At 72.7% G+C, this 14,785-nt stretch carries 14 protein-coding genes; 7 read left to right on the top strand and 7 right to left on the bottom strand.

Annotated elements, in window-relative coordinates:
• Positions 1-135 precede the first annotated feature (135 nt).
• The 3 genes from ACFQRF_RS13920 (at position 136) to ACFQRF_RS13930 (ending at position 4,107) form a co-directional block, all read left to right on the top strand.
• The gene (locus tag ACFQRF_RS13920; protein ID WP_379871500.1) at positions 136-1,143 is read left to right on the top strand and encodes a cobalamin biosynthesis protein; all 1,008 of its coding nucleotides are present in this window, start codon (positions 136-138) and stop codon (positions 1,141-1,143) included.
• 74 nt (positions 1,144-1,217) lie between these two features.
• On the top strand, positions 1,218-2,816 hold the full coding sequence (locus ACFQRF_RS13925) for a cobyric acid synthase (protein WP_379871501.1): 1,599 nt from the start codon (positions 1,218-1,220) through the stop codon (positions 2,814-2,816).
• Positions 2,817-3,318: 502 nt separating this feature from the next.
• Positions 3,319-4,107 carry an IclR family transcriptional regulator gene (locus ACFQRF_RS13930; protein ID WP_379871502.1) on the top strand — a complete coding sequence of 263 codons (789 nt, stop codon included), beginning with the start codon at positions 3,319-3,321 and terminating at the stop codon, positions 4,105-4,107.
• A 36-nt stretch (positions 4,108-4,143) separates the two neighbouring features.
• Here ACFQRF_RS13930 and ACFQRF_RS13935 read toward each other — a convergent pair whose 3' ends face one another.
• The 6 genes from ACFQRF_RS13935 to ACFQRF_RS13960 form a co-directional block, all read right to left on the bottom strand.
• Entirely contained in the window at positions 4,144-4,680 is a 537-nt protein-coding gene (locus tag ACFQRF_RS13935; protein WP_379871503.1) for an NUDIX hydrolase family protein, read from the bottom strand.
• A gap of 241 nt (positions 4,681-4,921) precedes the next feature.
• Positions 4,922-5,962 (bottom strand): zinc-dependent dehydrogenase, encoded by a 1,041-nt coding sequence (locus ACFQRF_RS13940; RefSeq protein WP_379871504.1) that lies wholly within the window; start codon positions 5,960-5,962, stop codon positions 4,922-4,924.
• On the bottom strand, positions 5,962-6,423 hold the full coding sequence (locus tag ACFQRF_RS13945) for a PTS mannitol transporter subunit IIA (protein WP_379871505.1): 462 nt from the start codon (positions 6,421-6,423) through the stop codon (positions 5,962-5,964). The genes ACFQRF_RS13940 and ACFQRF_RS13945 overlap by 1 nt, the downstream gene beginning before the upstream one ends.
• A complete protein-coding gene (locus ACFQRF_RS13950; protein ID WP_379871506.1) occupies positions 6,413-6,721 on the bottom strand; it encodes a PTS sugar transporter subunit IIBC family protein in 309 nt (102 codons plus the stop codon). Before ACFQRF_RS13950 ends, ACFQRF_RS13945 begins: the two co-directional genes overlap by 11 nt.
• Positions 6,718-7,809, bottom strand: a complete 1,092-nt coding sequence (gene mtlA / locus ACFQRF_RS13955; protein ID WP_379871507.1) for a mannitol-specific PTS transporter subunit IIC — start codon at positions 7,807-7,809, stop codon at positions 6,718-6,720. The genes ACFQRF_RS13950 and mtlA overlap by 4 nt, the downstream gene beginning before the upstream one ends.
• Positions 7,810-7,910: 101 nt before the next feature.
• Complete coding sequence (locus ACFQRF_RS13960; protein ID WP_379871508.1) at positions 7,911-8,672, bottom strand: DeoR/GlpR family DNA-binding transcription regulator; 762 nt, start codon at positions 8,670-8,672, stop codon at positions 7,911-7,913.
• A 177-nt stretch (positions 8,673-8,849) separates the two neighbouring features.
• Between ACFQRF_RS13960 and ACFQRF_RS13965 the strand changes: the two genes are divergently transcribed.
• From ACFQRF_RS13965 to ACFQRF_RS13980, 4 genes are all read left to right on the top strand, one after another.
• Positions 8,850-10,148, top strand: a complete 1,299-nt coding sequence (locus ACFQRF_RS13965; RefSeq protein ID WP_379871509.1) for an MFS transporter — start codon at positions 8,850-8,852, stop codon at positions 10,146-10,148.
• A gap of 230 nt (positions 10,149-10,378) precedes the next feature.
• Complete coding sequence (locus ACFQRF_RS13970) at positions 10,379-11,650, top strand: M14 family metallopeptidase (RefSeq protein ID WP_379871510.1); 1,272 nt, start codon at positions 10,379-10,381, stop codon at positions 11,648-11,650.
• Between the two features lie 404 nt (positions 11,651-12,054).
• Positions 12,055-13,044, top strand: a complete 990-nt coding sequence (locus tag ACFQRF_RS13975; RefSeq protein WP_379871511.1) for a pectate lyase family protein — start codon at positions 12,055-12,057, stop codon at positions 13,042-13,044.
• A gap of 240 nt (positions 13,045-13,284) precedes the next feature.
• Entirely contained in the window at positions 13,285-13,983 is a 699-nt protein-coding gene (locus ACFQRF_RS13980) for a 7-cyano-7-deazaguanine synthase (protein ID WP_379871512.1), read from the top strand.
• 94 nt (positions 13,984-14,077) lie between these two features.
• On the opposite strand, the gene folE is transcribed toward ACFQRF_RS13980, so the two are convergent.
• Positions 14,078-14,755 (bottom strand): GTP cyclohydrolase I, encoded by a 678-nt coding sequence (gene folE / locus ACFQRF_RS13985; protein ID WP_379871513.1) that lies wholly within the window; start codon positions 14,753-14,755, stop codon positions 14,078-14,080.
• Positions 14,756-14,785 lie beyond the last annotated feature (30 nt).

Genomic DNA, 14,785 nt, shown 5'->3' on the forward strand with positions numbered 1-14,785 from the left:
CGGTCGGCCGAACCGGCCGCCGGGTGGAACAGGTATAGGACCGGCCCCTCGCCCGGATCAACGAAGCATGCTGCGTCTTGCCCAGATTTGGCGTCTTACTGCGGGTTCGGTGACCGGCGGCGCTACGGTTGGGCCGTGACACCGACCCGTCCCGCTCCCGCCTGGCCGGCCGCTCTCGGGCTGCTCGCGGGAGCGGTGCTCGACCACGTGCTCCCCGACCCCGAGCGCGGCCACCCGGTCGCCCTGTTCGGACGGGCCGCGGGAGCGCTGGAGCGGCGGATGCACGCACCCTCCCGGCTCCGGGGGACGGGGTACGTCGTGTGCGCCGTCCTCCCCGTCATGCTCGCCGGTGCCGCCCTGCAGCACCGCGCCCGCCCCTGGCAGCGGGCGGCGCTGACCGGTGCGGCGACCTGGACCGTGGTCGGCGGCGCCATGCTCGGCCGCGAGGCGGACCTGATCGCCGACGCGCTGGAGTCGGGCGACACCGCCGCGGCGCGCCACCGGCTGCCGCACCTGTGCGGACGCGACCCCGCCGCGCTCGACGAGGCGGGCATCGCGCGCGCCACCGTCGAGTCCGTCGCCGAGAACACCTCGGACGCCGTCGTCGCTCCCCTGGTGTGGGGCGCGTTGCTCGGGCTCCCGGGTCTGCTCGGCTATCGCGCCGTCAACACGCTCGACGCGATGGTCGGCCACCGTTCGCCGCGGCACGCGCGGTTCGGCTGGGCCGCCGCCCGGCTGGACGACGTCGCCAACTGGGCGCCCGCCCGGCTGACCGCCGCGATCGCCGCCGCTGCCGCGCCCCTCGTCGGGGGCAGCCCGTCGCGCGCGTGGCGGGCCGTCCGGCGTTACGGCCATCGGCATCCGAGCCCGAACGCCGGCCAGGCCGAGGCCGCCTTCGCGGGGGCCCTCGATGTGCGGCTCGGCGGCACCAACGTCTACGGGAACCGCGTCGAGCACCGCCCGCGGCTCGGCACCGGCCGCGCACCCGGTGCCCATGACATCCGGCGCGCGGTGCGGCTGTCGCGGGCTGTGCACGCGACCGCGGCGCTGCTCGCGGCGGCCGGAAGCCTCGCGCTCGCCCGCGGCGCGCGGGTCCGCCCTGCTCGCGGCCGGGCCGCCGCCGCGCGGGCCCGCTATCGTTGAGCCGCTCCCGCTCCCCCGTTTCCGGGCAGCGGGGCGGCCGGCGCGGCAGCACATCACGAGAGGGGCTTCGGTCCATGCGCGCAGCACACGGCGCGGACGGCCCGCGCGATGGTGAACGGACGGCGGGCGGCGCGCTGCTGGTCGCCGGCACCACCTCCGACGCGGGCAAGAGCGTCGTCACGGCGGGGATCTGCCGCTGGCTGGCCCGTCAGGGGGTCAGAGTCGCGCCCTTCAAGGCGCAGAACATGTCGCTGAACTCGGCGGTCACCCCGGACGGCGCCGAGATCGGCCGGGCGCAGGCCATGCAGGCCGCCGCGTGCGGCATCGAACCCAGCGCGGCGATGAATCCGATCCTCCTCAAGCCGGGCAGCGACCGCCGCAGCCAGGTCGTGGTGCGCGGGCGCCCGATCGGGGAGGCGGACGCCGTCGGTTACCGCGGCTACCGGGAGGCGCTTCGCGAGGTCGCCCTCGACAGCCTCGCCGAACTGCGCGCCGCGTACGACGTGGTGGTCTGCGAGGGCGCCGGCAGCCCCGCCGAGATCAACCTGCGGGCCGGCGACATCGCGAACATGGGGCTGGCCCGTGCCGCCGGCCTGCCGGTCCTGCTCGTCGGCGACATCGACCGTGGCGGCGTGTTCGCCGCACTGCACGGCACGCTCGCGCTCCTGGAGCCCGCCGACCAGGCGCTGGTGGCGGGGTTCGTCATCAACAAGTTCCGCGGGGCGCCCGAACTGCTCGCGCCCGGGCTGGACATGCTCCGCGACCTGACCGGCCGCCCCGTCTACGGTGTGCTGCCGTGGCTGGACGGCCGGTGGATCGACGTCGAGGACTCGCTCGGCCTGGCGGCCGACCGCGGCCCCGCCCGGCCGCCGACGGGCGCGCAGAGCCTGCGTGTGGCGGTGGTCCGGCTGCCGCGGATCAGCAACTTCACCGACGTGGACGCGCTGGGCGTCGAGCCGGGTGTCGACGTGCGGTTCGTGACGCACGCCCATGAGCTCGACGACGCCGACCTGGTCATCCTGCCCGGCAGCAAGGCGACGGTCGCCGACCTCGCCTGGCTGCGGGAGCGCGGCCTCGCCGACGCGGTGGCGCGGCGGGCCGCCGCGGGGCGGCCGGTGCTGGGCATCTGCGGCGGGTACCAGATGCTGGCCCGCGAGATCCACGACGACGTCGAGTCCGGCGCGGGCCGGGTGCCGGGTATGGGGCTGCTGCCCACCCGGGTCGCGTTCGCGCCGGAGAAGACGCTGGGGCGCCCGAGCGGCACCGCCTATGGGCATCCGGTGGCCGGTTACGAGATCCACCACGGCATCACCACGCGCGACGACGGGGCCGCGGGCGTCGCCTTCCTGGACGGCCACCACGTCGGCGCGGTGTGGGGCACCACGTGGCACGGCGCGCTGGAGAACGACGCGTTCCGCCGCGCGTTCCTCGCCGACGTCGCCGCCCACGCCGGGCGCGACTTCACCCCCGCCCCCGACACCGACTTCGCCGCCGAGCGGTCCGCTCGCCTCGACGCACTGGGCGACCTGGTGGCCGGCCATCTGGACACCGACGCCCTGCTCCGCCTCATCGAACGCGGCGCCCCCGCCGGCCTGCCGGTCGTTCCGCCGGGCGGGGTGCGGCCGGCGGCGCCGGCCGAGGCCGGGCCGGGCCTGGTCGGCGGGCGCCGCTGAGCCGGGTGAGGCGGCACGGCGCGGGCCGAGGCCGGCACTTTCCGTTGCGGGAGCGGGTCCTGCTGGTCGAGAGCCGGGCCGGCCCCTGAGCTCTCGCGAGCCGGGGCGGCCGTCTTCCCCCGCGCGGCCGGAACGAGGTGTGGCTCTTTCTGTCGTTCGGCTACGCCGACGTTCCCGTGGGGCGGCGGTACGACCGCTGCTTCCCCCCGGACGGCCGAGGCGGAGGCCGTGGCCACCCCCGCCACCGTCGTCGCCGTCACGCAGCGGTTCGGGGCCGGGTGGGCACTCCGAGCGGGGCTTGGCGGTGATCGTCTTAGCCGTCCGCAACCATCCGCCTTTATGTCATAGATTCGATATGCCGCGAATCCGGACAGCACGGACAGCGGCCCGCTGTGGATAGCATCCAAGCAGCGCCGCCGACCGCGTCCGGCCACCTGGGCGTCCGGCGGCGCGCGGCGGGCCGAGGTGCCCGGGATGTCCACCGATCGGGAGGAGGGTCCGCATGGCGGAGTCGGGCGGCGTTCGGGAGGTCAAGTCGGCGGCACGCACGGTCGAGCTGCTGGAGATCCTCGGTACCTCCGACGGCCCGCTCACCCTGCGCCGGCTCGCCGACCGCATGGAGGTGCCGCGCAGCAGCCTGTACGCCCTGCTGCAGACCCTCGTCGGCCGCGGCTGGGTCCGCACCGACACCACCGGTTCGCTGTACACCATCGGCATCCGCGCGCTGCTCGCCGGAACCGGTTACATCGACGCCGACCCGCGGCTCGCCCTGGTGTCGCCGCACCTGGACACGCTCGCCGAGAAGCTGGGCGAGACGCTGCACGTCGCCCGGCTCGACGGCGCCGACGTCGTCTACCTGGCCACCCGCGAGTCACGCCACTACCTGCGGCCGTTCAGCCGGGTCGGCCGACGGCTCCCCGCGCACAGCACCAGCCTCGGCAAGGCCCTGCTCGCCGAGCGCACCGACGCCGAGGTCGACGCCCTGCTCCCGGATCCGCTGCCCGCCCTGACCGACGCCACCATCACCGACCGCGCCGCGCTGTTCGCCGAACTCGCCGCGATCCGCGCCCGCGGCTACGCGACCGACGACGGCGAGAACGTCGTCGGCCTGCGCTGTGTCGGGCTCGCCCTCCGCTACGACCGCCCCGCCATCGACGCGGTCAGCTGCTCCATCCCGAGCGCGCGCTGCTCCCCCGAGGTGCAGGACGCGGTCACCGACGCGCTGGCCCGCGCCCGCGAGGCCATCGAGGCCGCCGGCTCCACCGCCTTCGGGCCGCTGACCCGGATGTGACGAACCCCCGCGCCCCACACCCGCGGGCGCCGCGCCTCAGAACAGCCGGCCGGCGTACGCCAGAGCCTGGAGCAGCAGCACGTCCTGCCCACCGGACATCTCTTGGCGAACCTCCGGACTGGCCGCCTCCTCGGGCGTGAACCACACGAGGTCCAGCGCGTCCTGCCGGGGCCGGCAGTCCCCCGCCACCGGAACGACGTAGGCCAGCGACACCGCGTGCTGCCGCGGATCGTGGTAGGGGGTCACCCCCGGAGTCGGAAAGTACTCGGCGACGGTGAACGGCTGCGGCGAGATCGGCACCCGCGGCAACGCCACCGGCCCGAGGTCCTTCTCCAGGTGCCGCAGCAGCGCGTCACGGATCCGCTCGTGGTAGAGCACCCGCCCGGAGACCAGCGCACGGCTGATACTTCCGTCGGGCGCGACCCGCAGCAACAGCCCCACACTCGTCACCGTGCCGGAGTCGTCGATGCGCACCGGCACGGCGTTGACGTAGAGGATCGGCAGCCGGCCGCGCACCGCGTCCAGCTCCTCGACGGAGAACCACCCGGGCGTGGTGTCGGTCGTTTCGGTCATGTCGCCGTTCTACCGCATCCCAGCAGCGTGACACCGGGCAACCCCTGATCCCGGTGAATCGGGTGAGACGGTGAGTCACCATCCCGGCCCGGGGACGCCGACTGCGGGCCCGGCCGCGGCGCCGGGCGGCGCGCATCCGCCGGCGCCGCGGACTCCGGACATGGGGCGGGGGAGGACGGCCGGGAGGGGGCAGACCGTCCTCCCCCTGGGGTGTCCCGCCGGGGAGGTGGCGGGGTGGTGGTCAGGGTTCGATCGTCACCTTGATGGCGGTGCCCTCGGTGACCGTGTCGATCGCGGTGAGGACGTCGTCCAGCGGCATCCGGTGCGTGATGAGGTCGCTGACCGGGACCTGGCCGGAGGCGATGAGGTCCAGGGCGCGGCGGTTGTGCTCCGGGCTGGAGCCGTTGGCGCCGACGATGGTCAGTTCCCGGTAGTGCACCAGGTTGGAGTCGCAGGAGATGATCGGGTTGTCCTTCGGCAGGCCGCCGAAGAAGCTGATCCGACCGCGGCGGGCGACCATCTGCAGAGCGGCCTCCTGGGCGGCGCCGGAGGCGGCGGCCGTGATGACCACGTCGGCGCCGCGGCCGTCGGTGAGCTTGCGGATCTCGTCCACCGCGTCGACCTCGCCGGAGGCGATGGCGGCGTCGGGGTGCACGCGTTCGGCGGCCATGTCGAGGCGCTGGCGGTTGAGCTCGACGAGGAAGACGCGCTTCGCGCCGCGGGCCCGGGCCATCCGGACGTGCAGGCAGCCGATCGGGCCGGCACCGACCACGACCACGTCGTCGCCCTCACCGACGCGGGCGTGCTCCTGGCCGTTGAGGACGCAGGCCAGCGGCTCGGCGACCGACGCCTCGGCGAAGCTCACGCCGTCGGGGATGCGGTTCACGCCGTCGACGGCCAGCACCTTGGCGGGCACCACGAGGTACTCGGCGAAGCCGCCCTCGTAGTGGTAGCCCATGGACTCCTGGTTGGGGCAGATGGTCTGCCAGCCGCGCCGGCAGTCCGGGCACTCGCCGCACGGGATGGCGGCGATGACCTGCACCCGGTCCCCGGCCGACCACCCGCTCACGCCCTCGCCGGCCTCGACCACCTCGCCGGCGATCTCGTGGCCGATGACGCGGGGCGGCACGATGTGGTGGTGGCCGTGCCGGCGGATCTTGGCGTCCGTTCCGCAGGTGGAGCAGTTGCGCACCCGGAGCTTGATCTCGCCGGGCCCGGCCGTCGGCTCGGGGGCCTCCTCGATGCGGATGTCTCCGGGCGCGTAGAAGCGGGCGACCTTCATCAGTTGTCCTCTGTCTGGTTCTCGGGAATGGGGCGGAGCAGCTCGACGACCGTGGCCACGTCCTCGGCCGTGCGCAGAGCCTCCGCCCGCTCGGGCAGGCCGAGCGTGAGGGCGAGCGCGGACAGCACGCCCATGTGCTGCTCGCCGTCGGCGGCGATGCCGATGGCCAGACGCACGTCGGAGCCGTCCCAGTCCACGCCGTCGGGGAACTGCACGACCGCGAGCGCGGTGCGCCGCACCAGGGCGCGGGCCTCGTTGGTGCCGTGCGGGATGGCCACGCCCTCGCCGATGTAGGTGGACACCGACTTCTCACGCTCGTGCATCGCGGGCAGGTAGCCCGGCTCGACCGCGCCGAGTTCGAGCAGCAGCTGCCCGCACTGGTCGATGGCGTCGGCCTTGTCCCGTGCCTTACGGCCGAGCCGGACGGCCTCCGGCGTGACCAGCAGCTCGTCAGCCGGCAATGGGCTCACCGGCCTTGATGGCGGCCTCCAGCTTGGCGAACACCGGGTCGCCGATGAACATCTGGAACGGCAGTACGACGGTGTCGGGCACGCTCTTGCGCGCGCGGTCGGCCAGCCCCTGGTGACAGAGCACCACGTCGGCGTCCGCGGGGATCTTGTTCACCGCGGTGTGCACGACCGTGACCGAGTACGGCGCGAGCGACTTGGCCAGCTGCGCCTTGAGCAGGGCGCTGCTGCCCATGCCGGCGTCGCAGGCGATGACGACCTTGCTGACATCCGACCCGTTGATGGTCGTCATGAGGAGACCTCCGTTTCGTTCTTCTCGGCCTTGCGCTCGGCACGGCCGAATCCCAGCAGCGCTGCGGCCACCAGGAAGGACACGATGGTGGCGGTGGTGACGCCGGCCAGCACGGACAGGTGCCCGCCGCTGGGGGTCATCGCGATAAGGGCGATGATGCTGCCGGGCGACGGCGGTGCCACCAGACCCGCCCCGGTGAGCATGAACACCGTGACGCCGCTGGCACCACCGGCGATGGCGGCGATGAGCAGCTTGGGCTGGGCGAGGATGTAGGGGAAGTAGATCTCGTGGATGCCGCCGAAGAAGTGGATGATGGCGGCGCCGGGCGCGGAGGCCCGCGAGATCCGGGGGCCGAAGAACATGACGGCGAGCAGGATGCCGAGCCCCGGGCCGGGGTTGGACTCGATGAGGAACTCGACGGCCCGGCCGTTCTCCGCGGCGTTGGCGACGCCCAGCGGGCCGAGGACACCGTGGTTGATCGCGTTGTTGAGGAAGAGCACCTTGGCGGGCTCGACGACGAGGGAGACCACCGGCAGCAGGTGCAGCTCGACCAGGAAGGCGACGCCGCGCTCCAGCGCGCCGGTGATCACCGCGACCACCGGGCCGATGCCGAGCATGCCGACGACGGCCATGATCCCGCCGAGGATGCCGGCGCTGAAGTTGTTGACGAGCATCTCGAACCCGGACCGGATCCGGGGCTGTGCCCAGCCGTCGAACAGCTTCAGTAGATAGGCGGAGAGCGGGCCGATGATCATCGCGCCGAGGAACATCGGGATGTCGGCGCCCGCGACGATGCCCAGGGTGGCGGTCGCGCCGACGACGGCGCCCCGCTGCTCGTGCACCAGGTGTCCGCCGGTGTAGCCGATGAGGACGGGCAGCAGCACGAGCTGCATCGGCTCGACCATCTGGGCGAGCGTCTCGTTGGGGAACCAGCCCGCCGGGATGAACAGCGCGGTGATCAGGCCCCACGCGATGAACGCGCCGATGTTCGGCATCACCATGCCGGCGAGGTGACCGCCGAAGCGCTGCACTCCGGCGCGGATCCGGTCGATTCGAGGTGGTTGGGCGTCGTTGATCTCGGTTGTCATGATCGGCCTTCGAGGGAGGTGCGGCCTGCCGCCGGGGCAGGGGCGGCAGACCGCGGGAGGGGACGGGATGAGGGGGTGGGAGGCCGCCGTCGGGACGGCGGTCAGGCCATGATCACGCGCGGTCCTCGGGCTCGGATGTCCTCGGCGAGTTCCGGCGCCAGGCCCGCGTCGGTGATGAGGCAGTCGATGTCCTCCAACGTGGCGAACCTGGTGAGGTGGTCGTTGCCGACCTTGCTGTGGTCGGCCAGCAGGACGGCCCTGCGGGCCGAGCGCAGCATCGCGCGCTTGACCATGGCTTCGGCGCTGTCGGGCGTCGTGAGGCCACGCTCGACGGACACGCCGTTGGTGGCGATGAAGGCGATGTCCACGTAGGTCTCCTCCAGCGCACGCAGCGCCCACGCGTCGACGCTGGCCTGGGTGCGGGCCCGCAGCCGACCGCCCAGCAGCATCAGGGTGATGTTGGTGCGGGGCGTGAGGGTGAACGCGATGGAGAGCGAGTTGGTGATGACCGTGAGCTCGCGGTCGGTGGGGAGCTGCTCGGCGAGCCGGCCGGTCGTGGAGCCGGCGTCCAGCAGCACCGATCCGTCTTCGGGGAGTTCGGCGAGCGCCGCCTTGGCGATCCGCTCCTTCTCCAGCGTCATGACGGAGTCTCGGGCGGTGAGCGTGGGTTCGAAGCCGAGCCGCTCGATCGGGATGGCGCCACCATGCACCCGGCGCAGCACGCCGTGGCGTTCCAGGGTGGTGAGGTCGCGACGGATGGTCTCGTAGGTGACCTGGAACTCCGCGGCCAGCGCGGCCACGTCCACCCGTCCCTCACCCCGGGCACGCTCAAGGATGGAGCGTTGCCGCTCTTCCGCGTACATGTGGCATCACCTGCGTTTCAGCATGGTTTTAGTTGATATTAGGGAAAGTGGTGCAGGGCACACAACCCCACCCAGCGGGTTTTCCCCGGATTCCCCGTCCCACCGGCATCTTTCCACCCACGGCGGCACCGCCCACCACTGGTGTGCCCGGCCGCGCCCCCGGTATCAATGGACGTCATGGATCAGACGACCGGCGGCGCCCCCGCAACGGCACCCGCCCACCGGCTTCCGGTTCGCAAGCTCGTCGCGGCGAGCATCGGCAACGCCATCGAGTGGTACGACTGGACCATCTACGCGATCTTCAGCATCTACTTCGCGCACGCCTTCTTCCCCGCCGACAACGAGGGACTGGCGCGGATCAACACCTTCGCCGCGTTCGCGCTCGCGTTCTTCTTCCGCCCACTCGGCGGGCTGCTCATCGGCCGCCTCGCCGACGTGCGCGGCCGGCGCCCCGCCATGCTCCTGACGATCCTGCTCATGGCCGGCGGTTCCGTGGTCCTCGCGGTGCTGCCCACCTACGAGCAGGTGGGGTGGCTGGCGCCGGCGCTGCTGCTGCTCGCCCGCATCGCCCAGGGACTGTCCATCGGCGGGGAGGTCTCCAACGCCTCGGCCTACCTCGGCGAGATCGCGCCTCAGGACCGTCGCGGCCGGTACGCCTCGTTCTTCTACCTGTCCACCGGCACCGCGGTCCTCGCCGCGTCGCTGCTCGGCTTCGGGCTCGCCCGGTTCATGGACGCCGACGCGCTGGACGCCTACGGCTGGCGGATCCCGTTCGCCATCGGCGGGCTGCTCGGGCTGGCCGGCCTGTGGCTGCGCCGCTCCCTGGCCGAGACGGAGCTGTTCGAACGGTCCGGCGACCGGGCCCGCCGCATCCCGCACCCGCTGCTGACCACACTGCGCCGGCACCCCGCCGCCGTCGGGCAGGTCGTGGGCCTGACGATGCTGTCGACGCTGTGCTACTACACCTTCTTCAGCGCACTGACCCCGTTCGCGACCGGGTCCCGGGGCGCCGACGACGTCGACACCTTCCTCGCGCTCTCGATCGGCACCGCCCTCTTCGTGGCGCTGCAGTACCCCATGGGGGCGCTCTCGGACCGGTTCGGCCGCCGCCCCCAGCTCCTGGTGTGGTCGGCCGGTACGGCGATCCTCATCGTCCCGTTGTCGGCGCTGATCGGCCCGGGCCTGCCCGGGCTGCTCGTCGTCTTCTGCGTGGGCCTCGCCCTGTACACCGCCATGACGTCGGTCGCGCCCGCCGTGATGAGCGAACTGTTCCCCACCGAACTGCGCGGCCTGGGGATCGGCGCCTGGTACAACCTCACCGTCGCGGTGTTCGGCGGCACCGCTCCCCTGGTGATCAGCACGCTGGCGGAGCTGGGCTGGTCGATCGCCTTCTTCTGGTACGTGGCGGCCGCCGCCGCGGTGGCGTTCGTCGTCGTCCTGCTGCTGCCGGAGACGCGGGGCGCCGAACTCCGCTGACGGCCGCGGGTTTCCCGCCCCGCCGGCCCGCCAAACCCGAACGGCCGCTTCCGGACGGCACCGGAGGGGCCGGCGGGCGGCCCCGCCCTGCTCACCTCCCACCCGGACATCTAGGACACCGACCGTACTTGCGCAACGACACGTTGACACCACCGTCCGTCCACCGGTGAATGAACGCTAATAACCGAGTGCGGCCCCAGCGCCTCATCCCCCACCCCCTTGGAGGCCCTGTGAACGGACGCAGGCTGGTCACCTGGCTGGCCCTCACGTCGCTCTTCCTCGCCGGCGGCGCGCCCGCGGGCGCCGCGGAGAACGACTCCCAGGACGCGGCGCCACAGCAGTACCGCGTCGCCGGGGCGGACACGCCGCAGCAGCGCACCGCGATCGCGCGGACCGGTGCGGCGATCGACGGCGTGGAGGGCGAGGGCGACATCGTCGTCATCACCGCCACCCCGCAGGAGGCGGCGGCGGTCGAACGGCTGGGCTTCCAGGCCACCGAACTCGCGGCGCCCAGCCCGCTGGACTTCCCGCCCGGCGACTCCGACTACCACGATTACGACGAGATGATGGCCGCCATCGAGCAGGCGGCCGACGACCACCCCTCGCTCGTGAGCACCACGGTCATCGGCAGCTCCTACGAAGGGCGCGACATCCTCGCCGTGAAGATCAGCGACGACGCGGCGACCGACCACGACCGGCCCGAGGTGCTGTTCACCCACCACCAGCACGCGCGTGAGCACCTGACGGTGGAGATGGCCCTGTACCTGATCGAGCTGTTCACCGACGGCTACGGAAGCGACGCCCGGATCACCGAACTGCTGGAGAGCCGGGAGATCTGGATCGTGCCGGACGTGAACCCCGACGGCGGCGAGTACGACATCGCCACCGGCTCATACCGGAGCTGGCGCAAGAACCGGCTGCCCAACCCCGGCGGGAGCGTGGGCACCGACCTCAACCGCAACTGGGACTACCAGTGGGGCTGCTGCGGCGGCTCGTCCGGCACCCCGTCGAGCACCACCTACCGGGGCTCGGCGCCGGAGTCCGCGCCCGAGGTGGCGGTGGTGGCCGACTTCGTGCGCAGCCGGGTCGTCGGCGGCGAGCAGCAGATCAACATCGCGATCGACTTCCATACCTACGGCGAGCTGATTCTGTGGCCGTACGGCTACACCTACGCCGACGTGGCGCCCGGTATGACCCGGGACGACTACGACGCGCACGCCGAGCTGGGCCGGCTCATGGCCGAGTCCAACGGCTACACCCCGCAGCAGGCGAGCGACCTGTACATCACCGACGGCTCGATCGACGACTGGCTGTGGGGCGATCAGGGCATCTTCGCCTACACGTTCGAGATGTACCCCACCGGCACCGCCGGCGGCGGCTTCTACCCGCCCGACGAGGTCATCGACCGGGAGACCGCCCGCAACCGCGAGGCGGTGCTCGACCTCGTCGATTACGCCGACTGCCCCTACCGGGTGATCGGCAAGGAGGCGCAGTACTGCTGAGCAGGTAGCACTGAGCGACCGCACGGGCGGTCCGCCGCGTTCCGGCGGACCGCCCGCCGTGCTGCCCGCGGACCGGGCGGCAGGGCGCGGCACCGAACACCCGACCGCGTTCGGGAGCGTTCCCAGAGGCCGTCCGGGCACTGAGCAGCGGCGTCGGACACGGTACGAAACCGACCGTTGACAGCGCCTTGACCCGGACGTAACTTGCTACCTGGAAAGCGCTTACAAACTCGCGAGTCCGTCGCCGGCGCACCGGGTCGCGCCCGATTCCGGCGGCACCGCCTGGCGCGGCAGCGCCAGGTCTGAGCACCACCGCGGCGCGCCGGATCGCGACCGGCCCCCGGTGGGCGTCCCCCACTCACCGCTCCGTTCGCGTGAGCCTTCCCAACAAGGATCGACACACCATGCGAAAGACGCACGAATCCCCCAGTGTCCGCCGCTACCGCGTGGCCTTCGTCCCCGCCGCCGTCGCCGCCCTGGCCACCGGGGTCTCCCTCGTGGCCGCCGCCCCGGCCGCCTCCGACACCACCGACGCCCCGCTCGTCGGCAGCCCGATCGGCTGGGCGAGCCAGAACGGCGGCACCACCGGCGGCGCGGGCGGCGGGACGGTCACCGTCACCTCCGGCAGCGCACTCGTCGACGCCCTGGAGACCGAGGGCCCGCTGACCATCCAGGTCTCGGGCACCGTCCAGCTGGACGGCATGAACGACATCGGTTCCGACAAGACCCTCATCGGGGTCGGGTCCAACGCCACCATCACCGGTGGCGGCATCGACGTGGACGGCGTCAGCAACGTCATCATCCAGAACCTCAACTTCCGCGACTGGGACGACGACGCGGTCAACGTGCAGGACGGCTCCACCAACGTCTGGGTCGACCACAACAGCTTCACCAACGGCAACGACGGCGCGGTCGACGTCAAGCGTGAGTCGGACTACGTGACCATCTCGTGGAACCACTTCTTCGACCACGAGAAGACGTCCCTGGTCGGCCACAGCGACAGCCACACCGAGGACGCCGGTCACCTGCGGGTGACCTACCACCACAACTTCTTCGACGGCACCGGGTCCCGCCACCCGCGGGTGCGTTTCTCCGAGTCCGTCCACGTGTTCAACAACTACTACCGCGACAACGCCGAGTACGGCGTCGCCTCGACGATGGACGCCAACGTGCTCGTCGAGAACAACTACTTCGAGAACGTCGACCACCCCACCCACGTGGGCTACGCCTCGTCCGACCCCGGCCTGCTGACCGCGCGCGGGAACTTCCTCGACAACTCCGGCCAGCCTGAGACCGACGGCAACGTGCCCACTCCGCCGTACTCCTACAGCCTGGACAACGCGGCGAACATCCCGGGCATCGTGCAGAACGGCGCCGGCCCCGGCAACATCTGATCCGCCTCTCCGGCCCCGACCGGAGCCGTGGGGGCGGCGGACTTCGCCGCCCTCACGGAAAGCGCTTCCCCACCGCGTTCCCCGTCGCACCGATCCGGCCACGCCCCGCCGGTCGGTCTCCCCCAGCGGCGGGGATTTCCGCGACCACCAGCGCCGACACGGCCGCCGCCGTTAGGCTGTTCCCGGCCGGCGGCGGCCGATCCCGCCGGTCTGGCCCCCCGATGAGGACAGGACGGTCGCGTGACGCGGGTTCTGCTCTATTCGTCCGGTCTCGACTCCTACTGCGCCGCCTGGCTCTGGCGGCCGGACCTCTGCCTCTACGTCGATCTCGGGACCGGTTACAACGCGCCGGAGATCCGGCTGCTCGGTCACGCGCCGGCGGCCACCCGCACCACCTCCCTGGACCTGTCGCCGTGGGAGCGTCCCGAGGACCGCATCATCCCGCTGCGCAACCTGATGCTGGCCTGCGTGGCCGCGCAGTACGGTGAGACCATCGCCATGGCCGCCACCGCCGGGGACCGCGTCCTGGACAAGACCCCGACCTTCGCGTCCATGACCTCGCACCTGCTGACCTGGCTGTGGCAGCCGCAGCACTGGACCGAGGGCAAGACGGTGGACCTGGTCCTGCCGGTCAAGCACCTGTCCAAGAGCGAGCTGGTGCGCGCGGCGCTCGACGCCGGCGCCGATCCCGCGGACATCGGATCGCGCACCTGGTCCTGCTACACGCCCACCGCCGAGGGCACCGAGTGCGGCGCGTGCAAGCCGTGCGCCCGCAAATGGGTGGCGCTGGTCGCCAACGGCTGCCCGCCCACGGCCGACGCCGCCGACCACGTCCGCCGGCACTATCTGCCGGCGATCCGCGACGGAAGCTGGGACCGTGGGCCGGCCGAGGCCGAGGACGTCATCACCGCCCTGCGCCGGGCGGGCCGCCTGACGTGACGGCGGCGCACCGGCGCACCGGTTCGGCCCCGGCGCCCGGAACCGCGAGGCGGCGGCCGAACCTCCTTCCGGGCCGTCCGCTCCCGGCCTCCGGTCAGCGGGCGGCCGTCGGCGCCAGGTCGAGAACCTGGCGGCGCAGTCCGGGATCGGTCTCGAACTCCCCCGTCAGGTGCGCGGTCACCATGGCCGCGCCGTGCGCCCCGGCTCCGCGCAGCGTCATGCAGGCGTGCTCGGACCTGATCAGGCAGGCGGCCCCCCGGGTGCGCAGATGCCCGGTGATCGCGGCGACCACCTGCTCGCCCAGCCGCTCCTGCACCTGCGGCCGGGCGCCGTACTCCTGCAGCACCCGGGCCAGCTTGGACAGCCCGACGATGCGCGCCCCGGGCGCCGGCAGGTAGGCCACCGCCGCCCGGCCTGGGAAGGGCAGCAGGTGGTGTTCGCACAGCGCCACGAACGGCACGTCGACGGCGGCGATGACGCCCTGCCCGGCCGACTCCGCGGGGAACTGGACCGCGAGGTGCCGGGTGGGGTCCAGGCGCAGCCCGCTGGTCAGCTCCGACAGCGCGCTGACGAACCGGCGCGGGGTATCACGGGTGGACTCGGTGTCGCACCGCATGCCCAGGAGCGACAACATGGCCCGCGCGTGCGCCGCGGCCTCCGCCAGGGCGGCGTCCGCATCGCCGTCGGGCGGCTCGCGGAGCTCATCGGCGGGCCGGCCCGCGGTGGCCGGATCTTCGGCGGTGACGTGTGCGGGGGGTGTCGTGGCGGTCAATGGTCGCCTCCGATCGGGGGGACGGACGTC

Origin of the sequence: Marinactinospora rubrisoli (assembly GCF_042664915.1) — a bacterium.
Classification (GTDB): Bacteria; Actinomycetota; Actinomycetes; order Streptosporangiales; family Streptosporangiaceae; genus Marinitenerispora; species Marinitenerispora rubrisoli.

Coding starts and splice junctions, on each gene's coding strand:
- ACFQRF_RS13925 (WP_379871501.1), top strand. CDS start 1,218: ATGCGCGCAGCACACGGCGCGGACGGCCCGCGCGATGGTGAACGGACG.
- ACFQRF_RS13930 (WP_379871502.1), top strand. CDS start 3,319: ATGGCGGAGTCGGGCGGCGTTCGGGAGGTCAAGTCGGCGGCACGCACG.
- ACFQRF_RS13935 (WP_379871503.1), bottom strand. CDS start 4,680: ATGACCGAAACGACCGACACCACGCCCGGGTGGTTCTCCGTCGAGGAG.
- ACFQRF_RS13940 (WP_379871504.1), bottom strand. CDS start 5,962: ATGAAGGTCGCCCGCTTCTACGCGCCCGGAGACATCCGCATCGAGGAG.
- ACFQRF_RS13950 (WP_379871506.1), bottom strand. CDS start 6,721: ATGACGACCATCAACGGGTCGGATGTCAGCAAGGTCGTCATCGCCTGC.
- mtlA (WP_379871507.1), bottom strand. CDS start 7,809: ATGACAACCGAGATCAACGACGCCCAACCACCTCGAATCGACCGGATC.
- ACFQRF_RS13960 (WP_379871508.1), bottom strand. CDS start 8,672: ATGTACGCGGAAGAGCGGCAACGCTCCATCCTTGAGCGTGCCCGGGGT.
- ACFQRF_RS13965 (WP_379871509.1), top strand. CDS start 8,850: ATGGATCAGACGACCGGCGGCGCCCCCGCAACGGCACCCGCCCACCGG.
- ACFQRF_RS13975 (WP_379871511.1), top strand. CDS start 12,055: ATGCGAAAGACGCACGAATCCCCCAGTGTCCGCCGCTACCGCGTGGCC.